Consider the following 23,392-nt stretch of genomic DNA (forward strand, 5'->3'; position numbering starts at 1 on the left):
ACAATGTACGCAAAAAGTTAATTAATTTTTTTAGGTTATTTATTCAAGAAATCAAGTGGAGGATTTCAATTGACAAAATTAGTACCGAATCCTAATGAACCTACTTGGAAAGCCAATTTCAAGGTCTCGTTTCCCTTAGACTTGAGTTACATTCCAATTGGTTTGGCGTGTGGGATTTTGCTACACGCCGCGGGATTTAACACGTTTAACACGATTTTGGTATCACTACTGGTTTTTTCCGGTGGTGCCCAATTTTTGATCGCATCCATGTTAACCATTAATTCACCACTTCTAACGATTGTGTTGATGCTGTTTTTCCTAGAGCTTAGATACGCATTATTAGGATCGAGTCTTTCTAAGTATCTTCACGGGCAGAACACGCTCTTTACGTTCTTTTTTGCCTGTTCTTTAAATGACGAAAATTACGCTGTGAACTATTTAAAGTTTTCAACTGACAAGAAATGGACCCCGAAGGATGCGTTGCAAGTAGAACATTTTACGTTATTTTTCTGGACCATTAGTAACTTAGTGGGGAGTTTAATTGGGTCAGCTCTTACAATTGATCTAACCGTGGTGCATTTCGCACTCACAGCGCTCTTCTTGTATATGATTGTGATGCAGTTAAAGGATTTGCTAAAAGTGTTTATTGCACTTTTTGCTGCTGGCCTTGCGATCTTCTTCTTAGTGTTAACTAAATCAACACTCGGATTAGTTGCGGCGACGTTAGTTGCATCGTTCGTCGGTTTTTTGCTTGATAAATACTTTCGGAGTCGAAAACGGAAGACCAACAAGAAAAGTATTTTTCTTAAGACGTTTAAAAACCCTGCGGGGACACCGAAGGAATAAGTTGGGAGAATTGTTATGAAATGGGATGCGATGCAACACTTTCTGTTAATATTGCTGTGTTTTTTAGTTGCTTTAGCTCCAAGATTTATACCATTAGCATTTTTTAGAAAGCGCAAAATTCCAAAGTGGTTTACCGAATGGATGGAATTTGTACCAATTTGTCTGTTTACTTCACTGGTAGTAAAGGATATTTTTATTAATCAGTCATATGCCTTTTCGATTAGTGGTCAGGGACCAGAGTTAATCGCTGCTGTGTTGGTAATTGGGATTGCTTACTGGACCCGATCTATGCTAGTTTCAGTGATGGCAGGACTAGCGGCGGTGTTTCTGTTAACGTTTGTCCTTTAATGAATATTTGATAACAAAAAGACGTAACTTTAATTGATGAAGTTACGTCTTTTACTATCTATTATATTAAGTTATTTGTACATGTAGTCACGGGTCATTGGAAGTGATGCACCAGCCGGCCCCTTTGAAATGAGGTACTGCATGACATCGATATTTCCAACCTTAAATGAAGCGGCACAGGCTTGAAGGTACAAGTCCCACATGCGACAGAAACGTTCGTCAAACATATTTTCAATTTCTTTTCGGTGCGCATTGAAGTTTTTGTCCCATGTTTCCGTAGTCTTCTGGTAGTGTCTTCTTAGTGATTCAAGATCGTAGATTTGCATGCCATTATCAATAATGTGGTCTAAGTTTTCGGTCAAACCGGGAATGTAACCACCAGGGAAGATCCACTTATTTAACCAACCATTGATCGCACCACCCTGTTGTCTGGTAATTCCATGGATGAGGGCGTTTCCGTTTTTCGCTAAGTGGTCTGAAACGACCTTGAAGTATTCATCAAGATTTTCTTTCCCAACGTGTTCAAACATTCCAACAGACGTGATGTAATCCCACTTTTCTGACTTTGGTAGTTCACGGTAATCTTGAAGGCGGACTTCAGCGACGTCTTCAAGACCGTATTTTTTGATCTGTTCGTTAACGTAGTCGCATTGTTCCTGACTAAGGGTCACACCAGTAACCTTTAGGTCGTATTCTTTAGCGGCAACTAACATTAAAGTACCCCAACCACAACCGATATCTAAAAGAGTACCACCAGGCTGTGGGTTTAGTTTCTTGATGATGTGATGAACTTTATTCATCTGAGCATCGTACAGGCTATCTTCTGGACTTTCCCAGTAACCGCATGAATAGGTCATGGTCTTATCCAGCCAAATTTTGTAGAATTCATTTCCGATGTCATAATGCTTTTGCACATCTTTTTTACTTGCTGCTTCTGAATGAGAAGACTTTGGTAGCCACTTAATGAATTTCTTGTTGTGTAAGAAACTGCTGCTATCCAGGTAAGCTGCTGCAACTAAATCTTCTAAAGAAATCCCTTCAACAGTGATTACACCATCCATGTATGCTTCACCTAAAGCGATTGAAGCATTACTGGTAATATCTTTAATTGGAATTGCCTTGTGGATGGTAATGTGAGCTTTAGGCTCACCCTTACCATAAGTCTTGGTAGAACCATCCCAGTATGTTACCTTTAATGGAATATTAAAACTGTGTTTGATAAATTCACTGTAAAACGTCTTTTCAAGCATATAAAAACCTCTCTTTAATTCAATAGTTATATGGCCATTATAACCTTTTTTTGTGAAACTCGTAAAATAGACTGACATGAATTTTAACAAATTACATTAGATGCTATAATAAAAATATTACGTACTACTATTAAAATTGATTTGAGTAAAGTGTTAAATACGAATTATGGATGGAGAGGGGATGGATTAAAACCAAAATGGAGAATTTAACCAATTGGTGGCAAAAATTTTTAAATAACACAAAATTAAGACGGGCAGTGGTCTTGTTGCTAATCGTCGTTGTTTTGTATCTCTGTCGCTCAATGATGACCACCATTCTTTTGACTTTTATCTTTACGTTATTAATAACCAAGCTAGTACTTTGGATTCGGGCCCGGATTAAGATTCCGATTCCAATCTTGGTCATTGTGATTTACTTATTAATTGTGGGAGCCATCGTACTGGTAAGTGTCCTGTACCTCCCCCAGATTGCTGAGCAGGGAGTTGAAATAACCAAGACGCTAATTACCTTTTATGAAAGTCCCCATTCGATTAAAAACCCAGAATTACGTTCGTGGGTTTTATGGTTACTAAAGAACTTTAATGTACCAAACCAGATTAAGGGAAGTATGAACCTGATTTGGAGTTACATTACAAGCATTGGTTCAACTGGGATTGCTATGGTCCTGTCACTACTTTTGAGTTTCTTTTTTACCTTGGAACTTAAGCAGGTGAAGCGCTTTTCTAAGAAGTTTTTAACCAGTACCTTTGGGTGGTTCTTCTCGGATATCCTGTTTTTCGCGAAGACTTTCGTCAAAACCTTTGGGGTCGTGATTGAAGCCCAATTCTTTATCGCAATCTGTAACACGACGATTACCACGATTTGTTTATGGATCATGCAGATTCCACAGCTTTTGATCTTAGCTGTCATGATTTTCTTCTTGAGCCTCATTCCGGTGGCTGGGGTTATCATTTCGTTAATCCCTCTAACCTTGATTGGTTATACTGTAGGCGGATTTAGATACGTGGTATACATCTTCATCATCATTATGTTGGTTCATCTACTTGAAGCATACGTGTTAAACCCCAAGTTCATGTCGGCTAAGACCGAGCTGCCCATCTTCTTTACGTTCGTGGTCCTCCTGGTTGGTGAACACATCTTTGGGACGTGGGGATTAATTGTTTCGGTTCCTGTTTTCACCTTTTTACTGGACGTCTTGGGAGTCCAAAACGTTGATGAAGTGGCGAGAAATCGGAAACCAGGTTGGTTTAGTAAGATCAGTAAGTTAGTGAAAAAAAGTTTTAAATGATGTAAAATGAGTTAGTATAAAAACAAAAGAGGGGTAATTACAATGGCTAAATTAGTATTTGTTAGACACGGTCAAAGTGAATGGAACTTATCGAACCAATTCACTGGTTGGGTTGACGTTGACTTAAGTGAAGAAGGAGTTAAGCAGGCTAAAAATGCAGGTAAATTAATTGCTGAAGCAGGCATTCAATTTGACCAAGCTTACACTTCAGTTTTAAAGCGTGCTATCAAGACTTTAAATTATGTGTTGGATGAAAGTGACCAATTATGGATTCCAGTTTTGAAGTCTTGGCGTTTAAACGAACGTCACTATGGTGCACTTCAAGGCCAAAATAAGGCGGAAGCTGCTGAAAAATTCGGTAAGGAACAAGTTCACATCTGGCGTCGTTCATACGATGTTTTGCCTCCACTTTTGGACGCAAATGATGAGGGCTCAGCTGCTAAAGATCGTCGTTATGCTGACTTAGATCCAAAGGCGATCCCTGGTGGTGAGAACTTAAAGGTTACTTTGGAACGAGTTATTCCATTCTGGCAAGATCACATTGCTCCTAAATTGTTAGACAACAAGAATGTGATCGTTGCTGCCCATGGTAACTCTCTTCGTGCTTTAACTAAGTACATTGAAGGAATCTCTGATGAAGACATCATGAACGTTGAGATTGCTACTGGTCAACCAATTGTTTATGATATTGACTCTGACTTAAACATTTTAGATAAGGTTAAATTAGGCGAAAATAAATAATTTAATCTAAACCAAAAGACACCTCCTAATTAATTAGGAAGTGTCTTTTTTGTATCCATTAGTGTGATTTTACTACCACGATCGCTTACTTTGATAATGACCGATTTACTGGGGTCGTCTGAAAGAGGTCCCATATTAATGCAGTAGTCGTCATTTTTAGTTTTAACGTATTGAACCCGATCAAGAATTAATTTTTTAAAAACTTTACTGATTTCTTCGTGACGTTTTGCCTTATCTACTGCCGTGGCTAAAGTAAAGCCGGACTCTAGATAGGATTTAATTAATAAAACGGTTACTAGAGTATAGATGCTATATCGCTTGTTTTGATTTTTATGAACTGGTAAAGAAGTAATGTATCCTCGCTGCTCCCAGTAGCGAATCTTACTTTGGGAAAGACCGGAGCATTTGGAAATATCACCAATGCCAACCGAAATGTTATTTTTTTTGATGATTTTTCCGAGTCGTCCGTTGAGGTCAGCTACTTCTTGATCATTCTCATTTTCCAAGGGTTTACCTACTTTCTATGCTTAATCAAACTCGATGAATTCATTAAATAATACAATACTAATTATATGTAAAATAATGCACGTGTCAATTAAATTGACATAAACATCGGATGGTTGTATAGTAGTTGGTGTTGTAATTTTGAGCAAATATTAATTAATTAAGCTTTTGAAAGGGGCATATATAATGCATAATATTCCTGCTGTTGATGCGAATGGCAAAAAGTATAATCGAACCATGTTTGTCATTATTCTTTTGGTTGGAACTTTTTGTACGGTTTTAAACCAAACCATTTTGTCAACGGCTTTTCCAACATTAATGCGTGCCTTTAATGTTAATACCTCGACCGTTCAGTGGTTAACCACCGGATTTATGATGGTTAACGGAATTTTGATTCCAGTTAGTGCCTGGTTGAGTGGACGTTTTAACACTAAATGGCTGTACTTATCAGCAATGATCATCTTTGAGATTGGAACGGTGGGGTCATGGATAGCTCCAAGCTTCTGGTTTTTATTTGGATCCCGTTTGATTCAAGGAGTTGGTGTTGGTATTGCCATGCCATTACTTCAGACCATCATGTTATCAATTTTTCCAGCAGAAAAACGGGGCACTGCCATGGGACTGGCCGGAATCGTCGTTGGTTTAGCGCCTGCCATTGGACCAACTTTGTCTGGATGGGTGATTGATACTTCATCTTGGCGAAATTTGTTTGGGATTATTGCTCCCATTGTTGCCATAGTCATTGTTTTAGGACTGTTTTTTGTTAAACCAGTTCTTCCAACTAAGAAAAGTAAGCTAGATTATCTCTCATTAGTTTTGTCTACCATTGGTTTTGGTAGTTTACTTTATGGATTCTCGTCAGTTGGAAATGACGGTTGGGGCAGTCCAACTGTCATTTGGGGATTAATTATTGGAATCATTTTTATTATTCTCTTTGGATGGCGTCAACTGGTCATGAAGAACCCGTTCTTGAATTTAAATGTTTTCAAATCACGTGAATTTCGACTTGGAACCATTGTCAGTGCGGTGGTCTTCATGGGAATGGTCGGAGTTGAAATGGTCTTACCTCTTTACTTACAAATTGTTAGAGGGATGAGTGCTTTTCATTCCGGATTGACTCTATTACCCGGAGCACTTTTAACCGGATTTATGAGCCCAATTACTGGAAGACTATTCGATAAGTTTGGGGCCCGTCGTTTAGCAATGGGTGGATTGTTCTTATTGACGGTTGGGACTTTTCCATTTTTGTTTTTAACAAAGGATACTCCAACCATTTACGTTGTTATTTTGTATGCGATTAGAATGTTTGGGGTGGCAATGTCCATGATGCCAGTAACGACATCTGGAATGAATGCTCTTCCAGTTTCTGAAATGGGACATGGAACTGCTGCTAACAATACCTTTAGACAGGTTTGTGGATCAATTTCAACGGCCGTTATGATTTCAATTTTAGCCAATGTTACTACCAATAATATGCCAGCAAAACACTTACTTAAAATTAATCCGTTGGCATATCGAGCTGGAGCAATTAACGCTAATTTGAAAGGATACATGGCAGCCTTTGGAGTCGCATTCTTAATCTCATTAATTGCCTTTCTTTTGACGTTTGCGTTGAAAAAGGGTCATGTTACTGAAGATCCTGTTTTTGAAAAGGGAGGTAAAAAATAATGATATTTATCTTACTAATTATTTTTGTAATTGCCTTTTTCTTAACGTGGAATTTGATTGCTAATAAAAAAGTGGCAACCTCTTTAGGCCTTATATTTGCTACTTTGATTATCATTACGATTGGTCTAATGATTGCCAATTACCACAATCACTTTGGGATGGAAAAGAAGACCACGGTTAAGACCACTTCGTTTACATCAGTGAACAATCAAGCCAACATGATATTGTATAAGAAGATTGGTCAGACTAATGATAAAGTTGTGATCTACAAAAAGAATGTAAGTCAAAAGAAGCCAACCGTAACACCTGCGATTGACACTACGAATGAAATCAAACCAGGTGGCGATTCAAACAAACTAGTTTTAAAGCAACAAGATTGGGTCTACAAAAATAAATTTTACAAAGTCTTCTTCATGTTTGCTCAAAAAGAAGCCTTTATTAAACGTACGAATACTTTCCACGTAAAATCAGGTTACATGGTATTCACACCTGAACAAGCTAAAGCATTTGGGAAGGCCATGAAACAAGAGGCTGCTCAAATGAAGCAGCCACAACAAAATCCTGAAGCTCAGCAACAGATGGCTGCTTCTGGGAAACAGTTTGTAGCAGCTAAGATACAACAAGCTATGGCCGAAAATCCAAAGATGTCACCAAAGGACCAAGCTAAGCTGCAAAAACAAGCTGAGAATGAATTTAAGGCGCAAATGCAGAACAAAGCTAAAAATCAGATGGAACAAAAGGCAATGGAACAAGCTTTAAAAGTTAACTAGATAAAAAATGATGCTCAAATTTTGAGCATCATTTTTTATTGCTGTTTTTGGATTTTTTCAAGTTCTTGGTATTGATTGTTCATCCACTGCATGTAATTCTGGCCCTTTGGAGCAGTCTCTGAGACGTTTAAAATAGGAACATGATGTGTTTTAGCGTACTTAACCATTTGCGTTACCACCGGGCTATCGGATTGAGTGTTATTAACAAAGAAAGCAATCTTATGGTTGCGCATGTCACTTTGCAGGTTAGAAATGTCACTGACTGAAGGATCGACGCCCTTTTCAATCGCATTTGAGAACCCGTAGTCCTTAAGTTTGTAACCAAGGGCTGAAAGTGAGTAGTCAAAGACGGGCTCGCTGGTAGCAACTGATTGACCGTGCGAATTCTTTGATAACTGCTTGATTAACCGTTGCGTTTGGCCCCATTCATTTTTGTATGTTTGCGCATTTTCCTCAAAATATCCATGGTGATCTGGATCAATCTTACTGTAGACGGTAACTAGATGATCAACCAAATGGTCCATGGTAGTTGGTTTATACCAAATGTGTTCGTTGTCGCCATCTTTTTTATGCATCAATTTGCCAACGTTCACGTCTTGTTGATGATCGTTTCCAGCGTTGTGAATTAATTCGTTCATCCAATCGTCATAACCAATTCCATTTGAGATGACCACGTTTGCCTTGGCAACTTCTTTCGCGTTGTTAGTTGTTGGTTCAAAGTCGTGTGGATCAACGTCTGAATTGATGATGGACGTGTTGTGACCATACTTTCCGACGACTTGTTGGGCAGCATCACCATAGAAGTTCACCGAACTCACAATCTGAATTTTCTTTGGGTCATGGGCTGCCGATTTGTGACAGGCTGTGAGTGGAATCATCAGTAGTACGAGACAAGTGACTAGGAGGGAAAGTTTAAAATGTCGTTTCATATTATCGTCCTTTTCTAATCTTTATGAATTCTATCCTAGTGTACCATTTTTGGTGTGGTAAAATAGGAATGCCATTCTAGCTCAGTAGGTAGAGCATTTCCATGGTAAGGAAAAGGTGCCGGGTTCGACTCCCGGGAATGGCTTATCGGTTATTTTCATAGTTTAAAACTCTCACTACGTAATCGTAATGAGAGTTTTTTTATTCAGCTGTTGAATTTTTGCTGACTTTAATTAAATTATCACTGATGGCTTGTTTGGGGATCAACGGGGAAACTTCGCCTTTACACAACAGGGTTAACGAATGCATGGCTCGCGTCAGAATTGTGTAAAGGACTCCAAGTGAGTGCTGATCAGGGTAATTCTTTTTTGAGACGTCCCAGGCAATGACCGAATCAAATTCGAGTCCCTTGGCCAAGTAGACGGGAAGTACGACAACTGGTGAGGTCATATCTCGGTCACTATCTTTTAATAATGTAGCATCAAAGTGAGCGTTGACCTTTTGATAAACTTGTTTGGCCGATGTGGCATCTCTAGTAATGACCGCAACGGTTTCATGTTTTTGAAGTTGGTTGTTGATAACGTCAAATAAAGAACTTGTTAGTTCATTAAAATTGTCCTTCACGATTAGCTCAGGCTTTTCCCCATTTCGGTTGAAGGCCTCGATGTTATTTCCATCTGGTAATAATGACTTGGCAAAGGACGTGATGGGATAGGTTGAGCGGTATGAACGATTCAGCTGAATTAGTCGCGAATGTTTACTAGGGATGGCATCATTAAGCTTGTCCAGTAACGTTTGGCTGATTCGACATCCTTGAAAATGGCCTGTTCACTATCACCAATTAGGTTGAACTTAGCTCTCGGAAAAATGAGCTTGAGATACATAATCTGGGCAATTGAGTAGTCCTGAATCTCGTCGACGAAGAGGTATTTAATGTTAACGTTTTTATTTTCCCCACTGAAACGATCCCTCAGATACAGTAATGGGGCAGTGTCATCCAAACCAATTTGGTGGAATTCAATGTGATTTAGGAAATCATTTTTGCTTTGTTTAAAAGCATCTGGTTCAACATTTTTAGGCAACTTAACGTGGTCAAGAAAATCGGCGTATTGAACGTACGGATCGAAAAACTCATCGTTGTAGATAGCATCGTATACGGTACTAAGTCGATCTTTAACTAGTCGCGTGGCGATGTAGTTTCGTTCATCGTCTAGTTCCTCAAAGTCATTTAAGTGTTTTTCACCCAGAAGATTGTGGTACTGTTCTTCGCTCATGGTGTCGATGATGTCAGCGACCCATTTTTTCTTAGTTTCATCGTGAATACGATTCTTCAGTCTCTTAATTAAACGATTCTTCGTTTGAAGGAGTTTTTCACTGCTGGTCATCCCACTTGGTAGACTAGCGTAAATCTCACGAATTTCCTTTTTAGAAAAGTAAACTTCACCATTAAAGTGAATATCATCGAACTTAATTTGATCAGAGGTGATATTTTTGACGTAGTTTTCAATCTGATCGATGAAGTTCTGACTATTCTTGAATTCGCGAAGTTGAGAATCAGAATCATGATCGGAAGCTTCGTAACGTTGAAAAAGGGTCTGAACCCTCATGCCTTCAAGGTGGTGGGCAAAAAATTCAGCTAACGTAACCTGACGCATACTACGTTCTCCTAAACTTGGTAATACGTCCTTGATGTAGTTACTAAAGAGGAGGTTCGGAGAAAAGAGTAAAATTTGGTCAGCATTTAAAGAGTCCCGACTGTGATATAACAGAAAAGCAATCCGTTGTAAGAGCGCTGAGGTCTTTCCTGATCCGGCCACTCCTTGAACCACCAGCAAGTTACTGGTGGTATCCCTAATAATGTCATTTTGTTCGTGCTGAATGGTGGCCACGATGTTTTGCATCTTTTCGTTGTTTTCATCACTTAAAGCACTCTGTAAGAGTTCGTCACCAACCGTTTCGTTGGTATCAAACATGTTGATGATCTTGCCGTCTTTAATCTGGAATTGACGTTTCTTTAGAAGGTCAGTGGCTTGTTTTCCATTGGGAGTGTCATAAGCAACTTTTCCAAGCGTACCATTATAGTAGACACTTGAAATGGGAGCCCGCCAATCATAGATTAAGAATTCACCGTTTTTGTCGATGAAAGACGCCTTCCCAATGTATAGGTGATCAACGTCAGAAAAGCCCTCGTCTGAGATGTCAATTCGACCAAAGTAGGGTGATTTTTTAAGATCCTGGTAAGTGGCTAGTTGGCCCTCAACAATGGCTTGATCCTCAACCACTTTGTTAGTTAAGCTTCGCTGTTGTTGCAGGTCAGCGCTGGTTTCAATCCGGTCATCAGCTTCTAAATAGTTTGCAGATGTATTGGTCCCGTAATCTTTTTGAACTCGTTGAGTTTCTGCCTTGGCTTTTTGGTATTCAGTTTGGGTGTCTTGGATTTTTTCGTCCAACTGGAAACCAACCCAGGTGACCCGCTCTTGCTCTTTGTTTTTTTCATCCTTATTCAAGTGCATACTCCTCCCTTTAATTCGTGAATAATTCTAATTTGAAAAGCCGGTACTGTCAATTTTTTCGTGCTTTGACAACCCGTCATAAATCGCATAAAATGAAGTTAATATGTATTTAGTTTAGTAAGTAGTGGAGTCAAATAACAGAGAGGCTATGTTTACTGAGATTAGTCAGACGACACGAACTGGATAATGGGTAACAACCTTATAGTTTAAGTGGCAGAGAAATCTCTGCAATTTAGGTGGTACCACGTGCAAGGCGTCCTATTGATTATTCAATAGGACGTTTTTTATTAAAGAAAGGAAAATTACGATGGCAAAAAAAGAAATTGTATTAACTGGTGATCGTCCGACCGGAAAACTTCACATTGGACACTACGTTGGTTCGTTAATGAGCCGTTTAGAGTTGCAGAATTCGGGTAACTACGACCCATTCATCATGATTGCTGACATGCAGGCCTTGACCGATAACGCTCGTGATCCAAAGAAGATTCAAAACAGTCTATTGCAGGTAGCCTTGGACTATCTAGCGGTCGGACTTGATCCAAATCAATCAACGATCTTTGTCCAATCCCAGATCCCAGCCTTAAATGAACTAACCATGATTTATCTTAATTTAGTAACGGTTTCCCGACTGAAACGAAATCCGACCGTTAAAACTGAGATTAAACAGAAAAACTTTGGTGAAAGTGTACCAGCTGGTTTCTTCATTTATCCGGTCAGTCAAGCTGCTGATATCACTGCCTTTAAGGCAACCGTGGTTCCGGTCGGAGAAGATCAAGAGCCAATGATCGAACAGACTAGGGAGATTGTTAGAAGCTTTAATAGTGCCTATCACAAGAACGTATTGGTTGAACCACAAGGTTTCTTTCCACCGAAAGGCATGGGGCGCATTCCCGGCCTCGACGGAAATGCCAAAATGAGTAAGTCGCTTAATAATGCCATTTACCTTGCTGACGATGCCGATACCATTAAGAAAAAAGTGATGTCCATGTACACGGATCCAAAGCACGTCCACGTTGATGACCCAGGTCAAGTTGAAGGAAACACGGTCTTTACGTATCTGGATATTTTCGCTCACGACAAGCAAAAAGTTAGTGAACTTAAAAAGCAATATCAACACGGTGGTCTTGGAGATGTTAAAATTAAGTTGTATTTAAACGAAGTTTTGCAAGATGAACTCAAGCCAATTCGACAACGTCGAGAAAAGTTAGCTAAGGATCCTGAGTATGTATACAGGGTCTTAAAAGACGGAAGCGACGCGGCTAACATTGTTGCAGAAAACACCCTTGAAGAAGTTCGCGATGCCATGGGGATTAATTATTTTAAGTAGATAAATTGTCATAGCACTAAATATGAATAAATACTTGAGGAGGAGAATCGAATGGAGAACTTTGTTATCATTGATATCGGTTCAAACTCAGTCAGAATGGCAATTTATTGCATCGATTCCGATGGAAGTTATCATGAGATTAAACGCGTTAAGAACGATACGAGATTGTCTGAGGGAATCGGACAAAATAACATTTTACAGATAACTGCAATGAATCGTACGATCTCGGCGCTTCGATCCTTTAAGTCAGAGTATTCAAAGTATAAAAACGTTGTGGTTCGTGCCATTGCTACGGCAGCGGTGCGCCAAGCTCAAAATCAAAAGGATTTTTTACACAATGTTTATAAGCAGCTTCACATTAAGATTCGCGTGTTAACCGGAAAGGAAGAAGCTTACTATGATTATCTAGGAATCTCTGATCGATTGGCGGTTAAAGATTATCTCTTGATGGATGTTGGTGGTGCTAGTGTTGAAATTATTCAGGTTAGAAACCAAAAAGATATCCATTGTATCAGCGTTCCCATTGGGGCAGTAAAAATTTCGGAACAATTTCATTTGATTAACCAGGTGACTCCAGCTGATTTATTTGCGGCTGAGTCTTACGTTATCGAAGTGTATAGTCGGATTCCTTGGATTAAGAAGCCCCTTCATTATCCGATTGTTTTGATTGGTGGAGCTGCCCGCGCAATTGCAAGAATTAATCGGCAGTACCAACATTTAAGCCATGTTGATCACATCCAAAATTTTCAGTTAACCAGAAAACAGGTCAACAGTACGATGGAAATGTTTCTGAGTAAGACTTTGGCTGAGCGTCAAAAGATTAATGGGCTTGAAAACGACCGTGCCGACGTCATCATTGGTGGTTCCCTTTGTTTAACTGTCATGATGCATTTTATTGATTCCAAGCGGGTCATTTTCTCAAACGGTGGCGTGCGTGAGGGACTGATTAATGAATACATTGAGAATAGTCCTCATTTTAGAAAATAGGTGTCATTTTGAACGATTTTAATGGATTTTATAAAAAATCATATCAAAAACGGTTACAGCAGGTTGCCGAATTTGCCGATCTTGATCGAACACAACTTGATGTGATTGAAAGTCACTTCGTAGACGCTAGTAGCCACATGATTGAAAACTACCTTACTGACTACGGATTGCCAGAGGGGGTTGCAACTAACTTTGTAATTAACGGAGTCGAACATTTAATTCCGATGGTGATTGAAGAACCCTCGGTCATTGCGGCCGCTAGTAACGGCGCCAACATGCTCCGTGTTGGTGGCGGCATTCAGGCAAAGTCTCAGAGTCGCATCTTGACTGGTGAAGTCATTTTAGGAGTCTCGGATCCAGTTCAATTTACCGAATGGGTTGAAAATCAGCGAGTTAAATTAATGCAGGTTGCACACGATGCTCATCCCACAATTGATAAATACGGTGGTATACACGATTTGACCGTCTCACCTCTTTACGATCATTATCTGGTGATTGAACTGTTCGTTGATGTCGGTGATGCGATGGGGGCTAACATCATGAATTCGATGCTCGAGGCTCTTTCGACATACATTGAAATCAACACTAGTCAATCATCTTTAATGAGTATTTTATCGAATTATGGGGATAAAAATTTGGTTACAGCATCAGGAACCGTTCCGTTTCGGGCCCTAAAGCGAGGTCAATTGGACGGAAAAAACGTTGCTGAAAAAATCGCAGAAGCCTCATTAATTGCAAATAAGTACCCAAAACGGGCGGCAACTCACAATAAGGGGATCATGAATGGGATTGATGCGGTTCTCGTTGCCACTGGTAATGACTGGCGTGCCGTTGAAAGTGCGGTTCATTCCTATGCCGCAAGGGATGGTCAGTATCGTGGGGTTAGTCAATGGCGAGTTACTCCTGACGGATTAAAGGGAGAAATTACCATTCCGGTACCCTCAGGAATCATTGGTGGTGCAACTCGGCTCTTTTCAATGAGTAGGATTAACTATCAAATTTTAAACGTTAGCTCTGCCATGCAGTTCATGGAGGTGATTGCTTCTGTGGGATTAGCACAAAACCTGGCAGCCTTAAAGGCGCTTGTAACCGATGGGATTCAAAGAGGTCACATGAACCTTCAGATGAAATCACTCGCCATGTCTGCTGGAGCTTCCAGTAAGAACTTGGACATGGTGATTAACGCATTAAAGAAATTACCAACAAATCAAAGAAACTTAGAAAACGCAAAACAAATTATAGAAGGGAAGTTTGGATCAGATGGCTGAAAATAATGATAATGTGCAATTAAGTAAGACGACGCAAGGCTTAATTAACGAAGTCAGTCACTTTTTTCCAGGGGATGTTGAGGTTCAATTTATTGGCAACTTAAAGTCCGGTTATGTGCGACATGACCAAGCGCAAGTCGTGCAAGATGGTGATCGACTTTACGTGCAGATTAGAGATCTAACTGAACCTGATTTTACTGCCACTCATGAGTTGTTACACTTGTTAATGACCTTGCGCGGGTTCCCACAAATTTATTTCCCACTCACTAGTGGTGACAAGCAACTTGATGAACAGTTAATGTACATGGGAACTGAGTTGTACGATGATGTATGTCACTTTGTCGTGTATGCTGAACAGCGAAAGCACGGTTTAGTTGATGAAGCGATTGAAAAAGAATATGTTAAAGGTGTTAGACAGACGATTACCCCTGAATCTGGGAAGGTCGACGATGAAATGCCGTTACGATTGGTGACCATTCTGGATGCCATGATTTTTCTTGGCGACCACTTTGATCAGTACGAAGACGTATTTCAAACGAGTTTTCCCATTTCTTTAAAGGCCGCTAAGGAACTTTACACAATGCTTACTGAGAAGCCAGTTGATTCCCCGTTTACTCTCAGACGCGATGTGGTCAAACTATACCGTGATTTTGATAAACAGATGAAGAACTGGGGACTACCAGCCTTACAATTAAATGATTTTGTGATGCTAACGGCGGTCTTCTCAAAGCGCCAACTCGGTTTGCAAGTGAAACAGGTTTTTAACCTTTATCACTCAGAATTAAAGGAGACCAAGACTAACAAAAGAGCGTACGTGGGCTTTACCAAATCGGATGACCAAAATTCGTTTGTGACAAGTGGTCCAGCTGGTAAAAAGGCAAGTGAATACTATTTCAAAGAACTATATTCAAAGACGGTTAAAGAGTTGTATCAAGACTTACGGATTCCATATTTATTGAGATAAGGTGACAATATGAATCAAGATAATATTCAAGAAAAGTTTGATAATGCTAAAAACATCGTATTTTTAACGGGAGCCGGAATTTCTACCCCTTCTGGAATTCCCGATTATCGTTCTAAGGGCGGATTGTATACGAATGACAAGAGCAGTAAACCAGCGGAATATTACTTGAGTCACGACTGCTTAGTAAGTGAACCTGAGGTATTCTACGAGTACGTCAAAAAGAACATGTACTATCCAGATGCTCAACCCAACGTTATCCACAAAAAGCAAGCGGAATTAACCCGTCAAAATCGGGCTAGTATTATCACTCAGAACGTTGATAATCTGTACGAAAAAGCTGACGCAAAGAACCTGAATGAGTTTCACGGCAACCTCTATGATATTTACTGCCAAAAGTGCGGCAAACACATTGATTATCAGGAATATATGAAGAGTATGTACCATCAAAACTGTGGTGGAATTTTGCGCCCTAACATTGTTTTATATGGTGAGGGAATTAATCCTCAAACAATTGAAAATAGTGTTCGATTGATGAGTCAAAGTGATCTAATTGTGATCGTCGGGACTTCAATGCGAGTTTATCCGTTTGCCGGATTACTTGATTACCGTAATCCCAGTGCCGATGTGATTGCGATTAACCAAGAGGCACTTAATTTTCCGTTTCCATTCACCATGGTTCAAGAAGATGCCGTTGATTTCTTTGATAAACTGAAAGTATAGGTGGTAACGTGATTTTAATTGGACTGACAACCTGGTCTGATCATCCATCACTGATTAATGGGGAAGATCGCAAAGTTACTTTATCAGAATATGCGGAACATTTTCCCGTTGTTGAGGTTGATAATCCGTTTTACGGCATCCCTAAAATTAAGACGGTGGAGAATTGGCAAAAGCAGGTTCCAAATAATTTTCAATTCATCTTAAAGGCCAATTATTTGATGACCAAACATCATTTGCCACAGTTTGGTGAAGATAATGAGCAGGTTAGAAGAGAGCAATTTATTCGGTATAGTGAGATGGTTGCTTCACTGGTTGATAGTAACCAGTTGGCATCCGTTTTATTTCAATTTCCGCCGTACTTCCATTTAAACAACGATAACATTAGGTACCTTCGACTAGTTCGTGAGTGGATGGGAAGTTTACCCATCTCAGTTGAGTTTCGAAATCCTAGCTGGTATGGTGATGAAATCTCAAATGATGTCCACGATTATCTAAAGAGCCTCAAAATGAGTGAAGTGATCGCTGACGAGCCTCATAACCTGTCAGATGGCGTGCCTTTTGAACCCGTTGTTACGGATAAGAATTTCGTCATGCTTCGACTGCACGGTCAAAACCAAAAGGGCTGGTTTGAAAAGAGCTCCCAGTGGCGTAAGAAACGGACTCTGTACCGTTATAACGAAGAGGAATTAAAGCATTTTGCCGAAGTTGTTGATGATCTACGCCAAAAAGCTAAGGTAGTTTGCGTCATTTTTAACAACAACTCTGGTCATGATGCGGCTGACAATGCCCTTCAGTTAAAAAAGATTTTAGGATTGAACTTTGGTGGGTTAGCTCCCATGCAACTCGATCTGTTTTAAGGGACAAAAGTAGTATAATATTGGTACGATTTAGTTTGTACGATAGGAATAAAGGAGCGAATTGGGATGGCTGAAAAACCAACATATTACATTACAACACCAATTTATTATCCATCAGGAAGGTTACACATCGGGAACGCTTATACGACGGTTGCCTGTGACGCACTGGCTCGTTTTAAGCGGGAATCTGGCTACGACGTGTTTTATTTAACCGGAACCGATGAACACGGACTAAAAATTGAACAAAAAGCAGAAAAGTTGGGTGTTGATCCTAAAAGTTACGTTGATAAGATGGCCACTCAAATATCTGACTTGTGGGCTAATTTAGATATTTCTAACGACGATTTCATCAGAACCACTGATGATAAGCACGTAAAAGCCGTGCAAAAAATATTTCAAACGTTACAAGACCAAGGCGACATCTATCTTGGACAGTATTCGGGGTGGTACTCGGTTTCAGACGAAGAATACTTTACCGAATCACAATTAGCAGAGGTTTATCGTGATGCTGAAGGCAACGTGATTGGCGGAAAAGCCCCATCTGGACACGAAGTTCAACTTGTTAACGAAGAGTGTTACTTTTTTAAGATGAGTAAATATTCTGATTGGTTAATGAATTACTACAAAGAGCATCCTGACTTCATTGAGCCGCATTCTAGAATGAACGAAATGGTTAACAACTTCTTAAAACCAGGTTTGGATGACTTAGCGGTTTCGAGAACCACCTTTAAGTGGGGAGTTCCCGTTAAGTCAAATCCTAAGCACGTGGTTTACGTATGGATTGATGCTTTGTCAAACTATATCACTGCCCTTGGTTATGACAGTGATAATGACGAGTTGTTTAAGAAATTTTGGCCAGCTGATCTACAGATGGTTGGAAAAGAAATCGTTCGTTTCCATACCATTTATTGGCCAATTATTCTTCACGCCCTTGGTCTCCCACTGCCAAAGAAAATTTATGGCCACGGCTGGCTGACCATGAAAGACGGAAAGATGTCCAAGTCAAAGGGCAACGTAATTTATCCTGAGACGTTAATCGATCGTTATGGATTAGACGCTACCAGATACTATCTGATTAGAGCAATTCCGTTTGCAAGTGACGGGATTTTTACTCCTGAAGACTTTGTTGATCGGGTTAACTATGACCTAGCTAACGACCTTGGTAACTTGTTGAACCGAACGATTGCAATGGTCAATAAATACGAAGATGGCGTAACACCTTCATATCACGATTCTGATGATCAACCGAGTGTTGATTTACAAAAAATTGCTAAAACAACCGTTTCAGAATTTAAACGGTTAATGAATGACACTCATTTATCTGATGCCTTGGCTGAGATTTGGAAATTAGTTTCTCAAACCAACAAGTACATCGATCAGACCGAGCCATGGACCTTGGCTAAGAACAAGGATGACGCAGATGACCAAGCTAAATTAGCAAACGTCATGAGTCATTTGGTTGCCAGTCTGCGCTTGATTGCAATCTTAGTAAGTCCAATCATGCCAAATGCGGCGAATGAAATGTATCGTCAATTAGGTCTTGATCAGATGGATGGGTTTGATATCAAGAATGCCGCTCTTTCTGGACTTCCTGAAAAACAAAAGGTAATTGAGAATGGTGAACCAATTTTCCCTCGTTTAGATCGCGACGTTGAAGTTAGATTCATTAAGGATCAGATGACTCAATCTGACAAAACAAAGGGTCGTTCAGCAATGAAACGTGCTGACCAAAAGAAAACTTTTGACCCAGAAAAAACGATTTTGAAGTCAGAGAAGAAGACCTTGGACTTTAGTGATTTTGAAAAAGTTGAATTAAAGGTCGCAGAAATTAAAAACGTAGCTAAAGTTGAAAATGCTGATAAATTACTTAAGTTTCAACTTGATGCTGGCGATGACGGTGACCGTCAGATTGTTTCTGGAATTGCCAAGTGGTATCCAGATTTTAAACAATTAATTGGTAAAAAAGTGATCATTGTCGCTAACTTAAAGCCAAAGAAACTTCGTGGTGAGTTAAGTCAGGGAATGATTTTGTCCGTTGAACAAAAAGACGGTTCAATTAAAGTAGCAACTGTTGACCAAACTTTAGATAATGGCAGTACTTTAGAGTAGTAAAAAAGTTTCACTAGTCAATGATTAGTGAAACTTTTTCGATTATGAAAGGAATAGTCAATGAAAATATTTGATTCCCACACTCATTTAAACGATCAACCATTCCAAAATGATATTGATGGCTACGTTCGACACGCCAAAAGACTTGGTGTTGTTAGAATGGCCAACGTCGGGTCCAATACTGAGCTAAATGAGCGTTCCTTGGAGCTTTCAGCTCAGTACGACAATCTGTATTCAATTATTGGATGGCATCCAGAGGACGCCATGAATTACAATCACGAGCAGGAAAAACTGCTCGAAAAGCAACTAGAAAATCCGCAAGTTGTCGCTGTGGGTGAGATTGGAATGGATTATTTTCAAGATGTCACACCGAAAGACGTGCAAGAACGAGTCTTTCGGCGACAAATTGAAATTGCCAAAAACATGCATTTACCAATCTCAGTCCATAACCGGGATGCCTTTGAGGACGTGTACCGGATTTTAAAGGACGAAAACATTGGTGAAATCGGTGGCATTATCCACAGTTTTAACGGAGATAGTGAATGGATGAAGAAATTCGTTGATTTAGGGATGGTGGTTTCATACAGTGGGGTCGTGAGCTTCAAGAAAACCAAAGAGGTTCATGAAGCCGCTCGTTTAACTCCGCTGGATAAGATTTTAGTGGAGACGGATGCCCCATATTTGACACCTGAGCCGTTTCGCGGACGACAAAATGAACCGGCTTATTCTTTGTATACCCTAGAAGCAGTTGCCAGATTTAAAGACATTGATCCTGATGTGGTCGCAAAGGCGACGTACGAAAATACGAATCGATTATTTGGATTGGATAATTAAAATGAAAAGAATTAAAGAAGTAATTGTGGTTGAAGGAAAAGATGACACCAAACAAATTCAACGGGCGGTTGATGCTGATACGATTGAAACCCGGGGCTCTGCGATTTCGGATGAGACCCTCGATCTAATTGATCGGTTGGCACAAACTCGTGGAATCATCGTTTTTACTGATCCAGATTTTTCTGGGGAAAAAATCAGAAAAATAATTTCAGATGAGATTCCAGAAGCAAAGCATGCCTTTTTGAAAAAGTCGGAAGCAGTTCCTGATACACAGAAGGGATCCCTTGGGGTTGAGCATGCTAGTCCAGAAGCAATTCGGAATGCCTTGTCTGAAGTGTACACCGAAAGCGATGAGAATCCAGAAGTCATTAGCAAGCGGGATTTGATTCAAGCTGGTTTAGTAGGAACGAAAGAAGCCAAAGAACGCCGACTGGAACTTGGTGAATTGCTTCATTTGGGGTATGTTAACGCTAAACAAATGCAAAAAAGATTGCGAATGTTTGGGATTACCAAAAAACAGTTTAACAATGCATTAAAACAAGTTGATGATAAGGAGGGATTAGATGAGTAAAGTTCCAGCAATCGGCAGTCCAGCTCGGACCCAGGCCATCTTGAACCGATACCGTTTAAATGCGAAGAAAAGCTTGGGGCAAAATTTCTTGAACGATCTCGGAGTTTTAAAAGAAATCGTTGCAGTTGCCCAAATATCAGAAGCCGATGATGTAATTGAAATTGGACCTGGCATTGGGGCATTAACTGAACAAATTGCTCAATCAGCTCACGCCGTAATGGCCTTTGAAATTGACGAGAATCTTCTCCCAATCTTAGATGAGACTCTCAGTCCCTATGACAACATTAAAATTATTAATGAAGACTTCTTGAAGGCTAATCTGCCAAAATTAATTAAAGAAAACTTTGATGGAAAACACCACCTAAAAGTTGTGGCTAATTTGCCTTACTATGTCACCAAACCAATCTTGATGGATATTTTAAAGGGCAACGTTAAATTTGATTCAACGGTGTTGATGATGCAAAAAGAAGTGGCAGAACGAATTAGCGCAAAGCCGGGCAATCGCGACTATGGGGCTTTGACGGTTATCACTCAGTATCTTAAAAACGTTGAGATTGCAATTAACGTATCGGCCAAGTCCTTTATTCCCTCACCAAAAGTTGATTCTGCGGTGGTCAAGTTAACCCCGAAAACAGATAAAAAGGTGATTGCTTACGATGAAAAAGCTTTCTTTGGCTTTGCGCATGGATGTTTCATGCACCGAAGAAAGACACTCTGGAATAATTTGCAGGGTATTTTTGGAAAGAAACCTGAGGTAAAAGAACAAATTGAACAGGATTTAAAACGGTTAGGCATTAATAAGTCAGACCGTCCCGAACAGTTATCGGTTGATCAATTTGTGAAAATGGCAAATCAGTTTCACATAAGTGGATTGCTGGCATAACAGGCTATTCATCCATTACCTTTACATTATATTGATTTTAATGTATAATAGTAATACGCGAGGTGATTGATAATGCCAACTAGTCTATCTAAGATTAAATTATTTCTAGATAATCACATTGGACAGGAAATCCATGTAACTGCACAAGCCGGAAGAAAACGAACTAACGAATATGATGGGGTTCTGGCTGAGACATTTCCCGCTGTATTTTTAATTACACTTGATCCAGACGAGAAGTTAGGACAAGTATCATACAGTTATACTGATATTTTAACCAAGAACATCGAGATTAACTTTGTTTAATGAATTGACCGAAAGGTCTTTTTTTTTGCTTTATATTATTAGTAGTTAGTAAGATGATGTGGGTATTTAAATTAGTCAAGATAATCCATGATTTCCCCGAGCTGTTAGTTGCATGTCTTAAGATAACAGTGTTATATTAGTTGAGAACTATTGATTAGTTAGTAAGCTTCGTTAGTACTATTGAAGCTCGAAATGGTAGGAGTTTAAAGATGGATGACTTAGTTTTAAAGATAGAAAATTTAACCGTTAATTTTGCGGATAAACACGTTTTAAGTGATTTGAGCTTTAACGTGAAACGTGGTAGTTTTTTAAGTATTGTAGGCCAGAATGGAGTAGGGAAGACCACCTTGATCAAAGTGATTCTTGGTCAATTGAAGCCCACCAGTGGAAAGGTTCAGTTTATCCCCGATCGTTCTCAGGTCAAGATTGGGTATGTGCCCCAGTTTAGAAATATTGATACCGAATATCCGTTGTCGGTAAAAGATTTTGTTGCTCTAGCTTTTAGTGGGTTTAAACTACCATGGCTTTCAAGAAAAGATCGTGAAACGTTAAATCAGGTCCTAACTGAGACTAACCTAACTGATATTGCCAAAGAACCATTAGGAAGAACTTCCGGTGGGGAAAAACAGCGAGCTTATCTGGCACAGGCGCTGGTAGTGAAACCCGATCTTTTGATTTTAGATGAATCGACGGCAAGTCTTGACCCAGAGGCCAAGGAGAACCTGCTTAATGTGGTTTCCGACCTAAACGTTAAAAGTGGGTTAACCGTAATTTTTGTTACGCATGACATTCCGCTAGCAAAGAAGTTCGCTAACGAATACTTGTTTTTGCGTCCTGATAATTATGAATTTGGACCAATTAAGAACTTAAATGTTGAAGAATTTTGGAAGGGGCAAGCCGATGTTTAGTTTTGAATTTATGCGTAATGCCTTTTTAGCCAGTACCATCATCGCGGTGGTCTGTGGGGTCATCGGGGTGTTTGTCGTTTCAAGAAACATGCCGTTTCTGACCCACACTTTATCTGAGATTGGGTTTGCTGGAGCTTCCTTTGGAATGTTTGTGGGAATTAGTCCGTTAAACGGGATGCTACTCTTTACCACCATTAGTTCGGTTCTCGTTGGAAGAATGAGTGCTGGCTCCGTTGCCGAAAGACGAGAAGATACAATTAGTGCTGTTTCGGCCCTCTTTATTGGACTAGGAGTCTTATTTCTAGCCCTTTCAAACAGTAGTGCTAGTTATGCCACTAATATCTTGTTCGGAAGTATTGTCGGAATCAGTGCTTCTGAAGTCCATCAGATGATTTGGTTATCGGTGATTGTGTTAATCGTGACCCTATGTATTTATCGGGACTTAAAGTTTGATTCGTTTGATGCAGTGGGAGCCAGAGCCCAGAAAATTCCAAGTGGAATCCTCTCATTGATTTTCCTAGTAATGCTGGCTTTAAGCGTCTCCGTGGCTGCTCAAATTGTCGGGGCACTTTTGATTTTTATCCTTTTGACTTTGCCAGCTGCGAGTGCTAAATACTTTGCCCATTCAGTCGGAAAAATGATTGGACTGGCCATTGTTTTTGGTTTGATCGGAGTTTGGGCCGGATTAACGCTTGGATATTACACGAACTGGCCGGTCAGTTTCTTTATTGCTGTTATTGAGGTTGCCATTTACTTTGGATCACTGATTTATAATCACTTTAGGGAGGGATAATTTGATTTAGTC

Annotated in this window: 22 protein-coding genes, 1 tRNA gene and 1 pseudogene; 20 read left to right on the forward strand and 4 right to left on the reverse strand. The window is 39.8% G+C overall.

Annotated elements, in window-relative coordinates:
• Positions 1–69 precede the first annotated feature (69 nt).
• Both AC6UDF_RS04555 and AC6UDF_RS04560 read left to right on the forward strand, forming a co-directional pair.
• Positions 70–846: an AzlC family ABC transporter permease gene (locus AC6UDF_RS04555; RefSeq protein ID WP_500694019.1), complete on the forward strand. Its 777-nt coding sequence runs from the start codon at positions 70–72 to the stop codon at positions 844–846.
• A gap of 15 nt (positions 847–861) precedes the next feature.
• Positions 862–1,194: an AzlD domain-containing protein gene (locus tag AC6UDF_RS04560; protein ID WP_500694018.1), complete on the forward strand. Its 333-nt coding sequence runs from the start codon at positions 862–864 to the stop codon at positions 1,192–1,194.
• A 71-nt stretch (positions 1,195–1,265) separates the two neighbouring features.
• Here AC6UDF_RS04560 and AC6UDF_RS04565 read toward each other — a convergent pair whose 3' ends face one another.
• The gene (locus AC6UDF_RS04565; RefSeq protein WP_500694017.1) at positions 1,266–2,444 is read right to left on the reverse strand and encodes a class I SAM-dependent methyltransferase; all 1,179 of its coding nucleotides are present in this window, start codon (positions 2,442–2,444) and stop codon (positions 1,266–1,268) included.
• Positions 2,445–2,641: 197 nt separating this feature from the next.
• Between AC6UDF_RS04565 and AC6UDF_RS04570 the strand changes: the two genes are divergently transcribed.
• Together AC6UDF_RS04570 and AC6UDF_RS04575 are read left to right on the forward strand one after the other, a co-directional pair.
• The gene (locus AC6UDF_RS04570; protein ID WP_500706704.1) at positions 2,642–3,733 is read left to right on the forward strand and encodes an AI-2E family transporter; all 1,092 of its coding nucleotides are present in this window, start codon (positions 2,642–2,644) and stop codon (positions 3,731–3,733) included.
• 42 nt (positions 3,734–3,775) lie between these two features.
• Positions 3,776–4,474 carry a 2,3-diphosphoglycerate-dependent phosphoglycerate mutase gene (locus AC6UDF_RS04575; RefSeq protein WP_500694015.1) on the forward strand — a complete coding sequence of 233 codons (699 nt, stop codon included), beginning with the start codon at positions 3,776–3,778 and terminating at the stop codon, positions 4,472–4,474.
• A gap of 29 nt (positions 4,475–4,503) precedes the next feature.
• On the opposite strand, the gene AC6UDF_RS04580 is transcribed toward AC6UDF_RS04575, so the two are convergent.
• The gene (locus tag AC6UDF_RS04580; RefSeq protein ID WP_500694014.1) at positions 4,504–4,980 is read right to left on the reverse strand and encodes a MerR family transcriptional regulator; all 477 of its coding nucleotides are present in this window, start codon (positions 4,978–4,980) and stop codon (positions 4,504–4,506) included.
• A gap of 184 nt (positions 4,981–5,164) precedes the next feature.
• Here AC6UDF_RS04580 and AC6UDF_RS04585 point away from each other — a divergent pair, with 184 nt between their 5' ends.
• Together AC6UDF_RS04585 and AC6UDF_RS04590 are read left to right on the forward strand one after the other, a co-directional pair.
• Positions 5,165–6,646: an MDR family MFS transporter gene (locus AC6UDF_RS04585; protein WP_500694013.1), complete on the forward strand. Its 1,482-nt coding sequence runs from the start codon at positions 5,165–5,167 to the stop codon at positions 6,644–6,646.
• Positions 6,646–7,416, forward strand: coding sequence for a DUF4811 domain-containing protein (locus AC6UDF_RS04590; protein WP_500694012.1), 771 nt, complete (start codon positions 6,646–6,648; stop codon positions 7,414–7,416). The genes AC6UDF_RS04585 and AC6UDF_RS04590 overlap by 1 nt, the downstream gene beginning before the upstream one ends.
• A gap of 35 nt (positions 7,417–7,451) precedes the next feature.
• Here AC6UDF_RS04590 and AC6UDF_RS04595 read toward each other — a convergent pair whose 3' ends face one another.
• Positions 7,452–8,345 (reverse strand): metal ABC transporter solute-binding protein, Zn/Mn family, encoded by an 894-nt coding sequence (locus AC6UDF_RS04595; protein ID WP_500709631.1) that lies wholly within the window; start codon positions 8,343–8,345, stop codon positions 7,452–7,454.
• A 70-nt stretch (positions 8,346–8,415) separates the two neighbouring features.
• Between AC6UDF_RS04595 and AC6UDF_RS04600 the strand changes: the two genes are divergently transcribed.
• Positions 8,416–8,488: transfer RNA gene (locus tag AC6UDF_RS04600), tRNA-Thr, on the forward strand.
• Between the two features lie 56 nt (positions 8,489–8,544).
• Here AC6UDF_RS04600 and helD read toward each other — a convergent pair.
• Positions 8,545–10,856: pseudogene (gene helD, locus AC6UDF_RS04605) on the reverse strand (RNA polymerase recycling motor HelD).
• A 307-nt stretch (positions 10,857–11,163) separates the two neighbouring features.
• Between helD and trpS the strand changes: the two are divergent.
• The 13 genes from trpS to AC6UDF_RS04670 all read left to right on the forward strand — a co-directional run bounded on the left by trpS (position 11,164) and on the right by AC6UDF_RS04670 (position 23,380).
• Positions 11,164–12,183, forward strand: a complete 1,020-nt coding sequence (gene trpS, locus AC6UDF_RS04610) for a tryptophan--tRNA ligase (RefSeq protein WP_500694009.1) — start codon at positions 11,164–11,166, stop codon at positions 12,181–12,183.
• Positions 12,184–12,234: 51 nt separating this feature from the next.
• Positions 12,235–13,170: a Ppx/GppA phosphatase family protein gene (locus AC6UDF_RS04615; protein WP_500694008.1), complete on the forward strand. Its 936-nt coding sequence runs from the start codon at positions 12,235–12,237 to the stop codon at positions 13,168–13,170.
• A gap of 8 nt (positions 13,171–13,178) precedes the next feature.
• Positions 13,179–14,438 (forward strand): hydroxymethylglutaryl-CoA reductase, degradative, encoded by a 1,260-nt coding sequence (locus tag AC6UDF_RS04620; protein ID WP_500694007.1) that lies wholly within the window; start codon positions 13,179–13,181, stop codon positions 14,436–14,438.
• On the forward strand, positions 14,431–15,402 hold the full coding sequence (locus AC6UDF_RS04625; protein WP_500694006.1) for an IpaB/EvcA family protein: 972 nt from the start codon (positions 14,431–14,433) through the stop codon (positions 15,400–15,402). The genes AC6UDF_RS04620 and AC6UDF_RS04625 overlap by 8 nt, the downstream gene beginning before the upstream one ends.
• 9 nt (positions 15,403–15,411) lie before the next feature.
• Positions 15,412–16,122 (forward strand): NAD-dependent protein deacylase, encoded by a 711-nt coding sequence (locus AC6UDF_RS04630; protein ID WP_500694005.1) that lies wholly within the window; start codon positions 15,412–15,414, stop codon positions 16,120–16,122.
• A gap of 8 nt (positions 16,123–16,130) precedes the next feature.
• Positions 16,131–16,979: a DUF72 domain-containing protein gene (locus AC6UDF_RS04635; RefSeq protein ID WP_500694004.1), complete on the forward strand. Its 849-nt coding sequence runs from the start codon at positions 16,131–16,133 to the stop codon at positions 16,977–16,979.
• A gap of 66 nt (positions 16,980–17,045) precedes the next feature.
• On the forward strand, positions 17,046–19,088 hold the full coding sequence (gene metG, locus AC6UDF_RS04640) for a methionine--tRNA ligase (RefSeq protein ID WP_500723932.1): 2,043 nt from the start codon (positions 17,046–17,048) through the stop codon (positions 19,086–19,088).
• 60 nt (positions 19,089–19,148) lie between these two features.
• On the forward strand, positions 19,149–19,922 hold the full coding sequence (locus AC6UDF_RS04645; protein ID WP_500723934.1) for a TatD family hydrolase: 774 nt from the start codon (positions 19,149–19,151) through the stop codon (positions 19,920–19,922).
• A 1-nt stretch (position 19,923) separates the two neighbouring features.
• On the forward strand, positions 19,924–20,493 hold the full coding sequence (rnmV, locus tag AC6UDF_RS04650) for a ribonuclease M5 (protein ID WP_500696925.1): 570 nt from the start codon (positions 19,924–19,926) through the stop codon (positions 20,491–20,493).
• Positions 20,486–21,376: a 16S rRNA (adenine(1518)-N(6)/adenine(1519)-N(6))-dimethyltransferase RsmA gene (gene rsmA / locus AC6UDF_RS04655; RefSeq protein ID WP_500723936.1), complete on the forward strand. Its 891-nt coding sequence runs from the start codon at positions 20,486–20,488 to the stop codon at positions 21,374–21,376. The genes rnmV and rsmA overlap by 8 nt, the downstream gene beginning before the upstream one ends.
• Positions 21,377–21,448: 72 nt before the next feature.
• A complete protein-coding gene (locus AC6UDF_RS04660; protein WP_500693999.1) occupies positions 21,449–21,679 on the forward strand; it encodes a Veg family protein in 231 nt (76 codons plus the stop codon).
• Between the two features lie 209 nt (positions 21,680–21,888).
• The gene (locus AC6UDF_RS04665) at positions 21,889–22,587 is read left to right on the forward strand and encodes a metal ABC transporter ATP-binding protein (protein ID WP_500695771.1); all 699 of its coding nucleotides are present in this window, start codon (positions 21,889–21,891) and stop codon (positions 22,585–22,587) included.
• Positions 22,580–23,380, forward strand: coding sequence for a metal ABC transporter permease (locus AC6UDF_RS04670; protein ID WP_500693997.1), 801 nt, complete (start codon positions 22,580–22,582; stop codon positions 23,378–23,380). Before AC6UDF_RS04665 ends, AC6UDF_RS04670 begins: the two co-directional genes overlap by 8 nt.
• The last annotated feature ends 12 nt before the right edge of the window (positions 23,381–23,392 follow it).

The sequence above is a fragment of the Fructilactobacillus sp. X2R6C1 genome, from assembly GCF_059901295.1.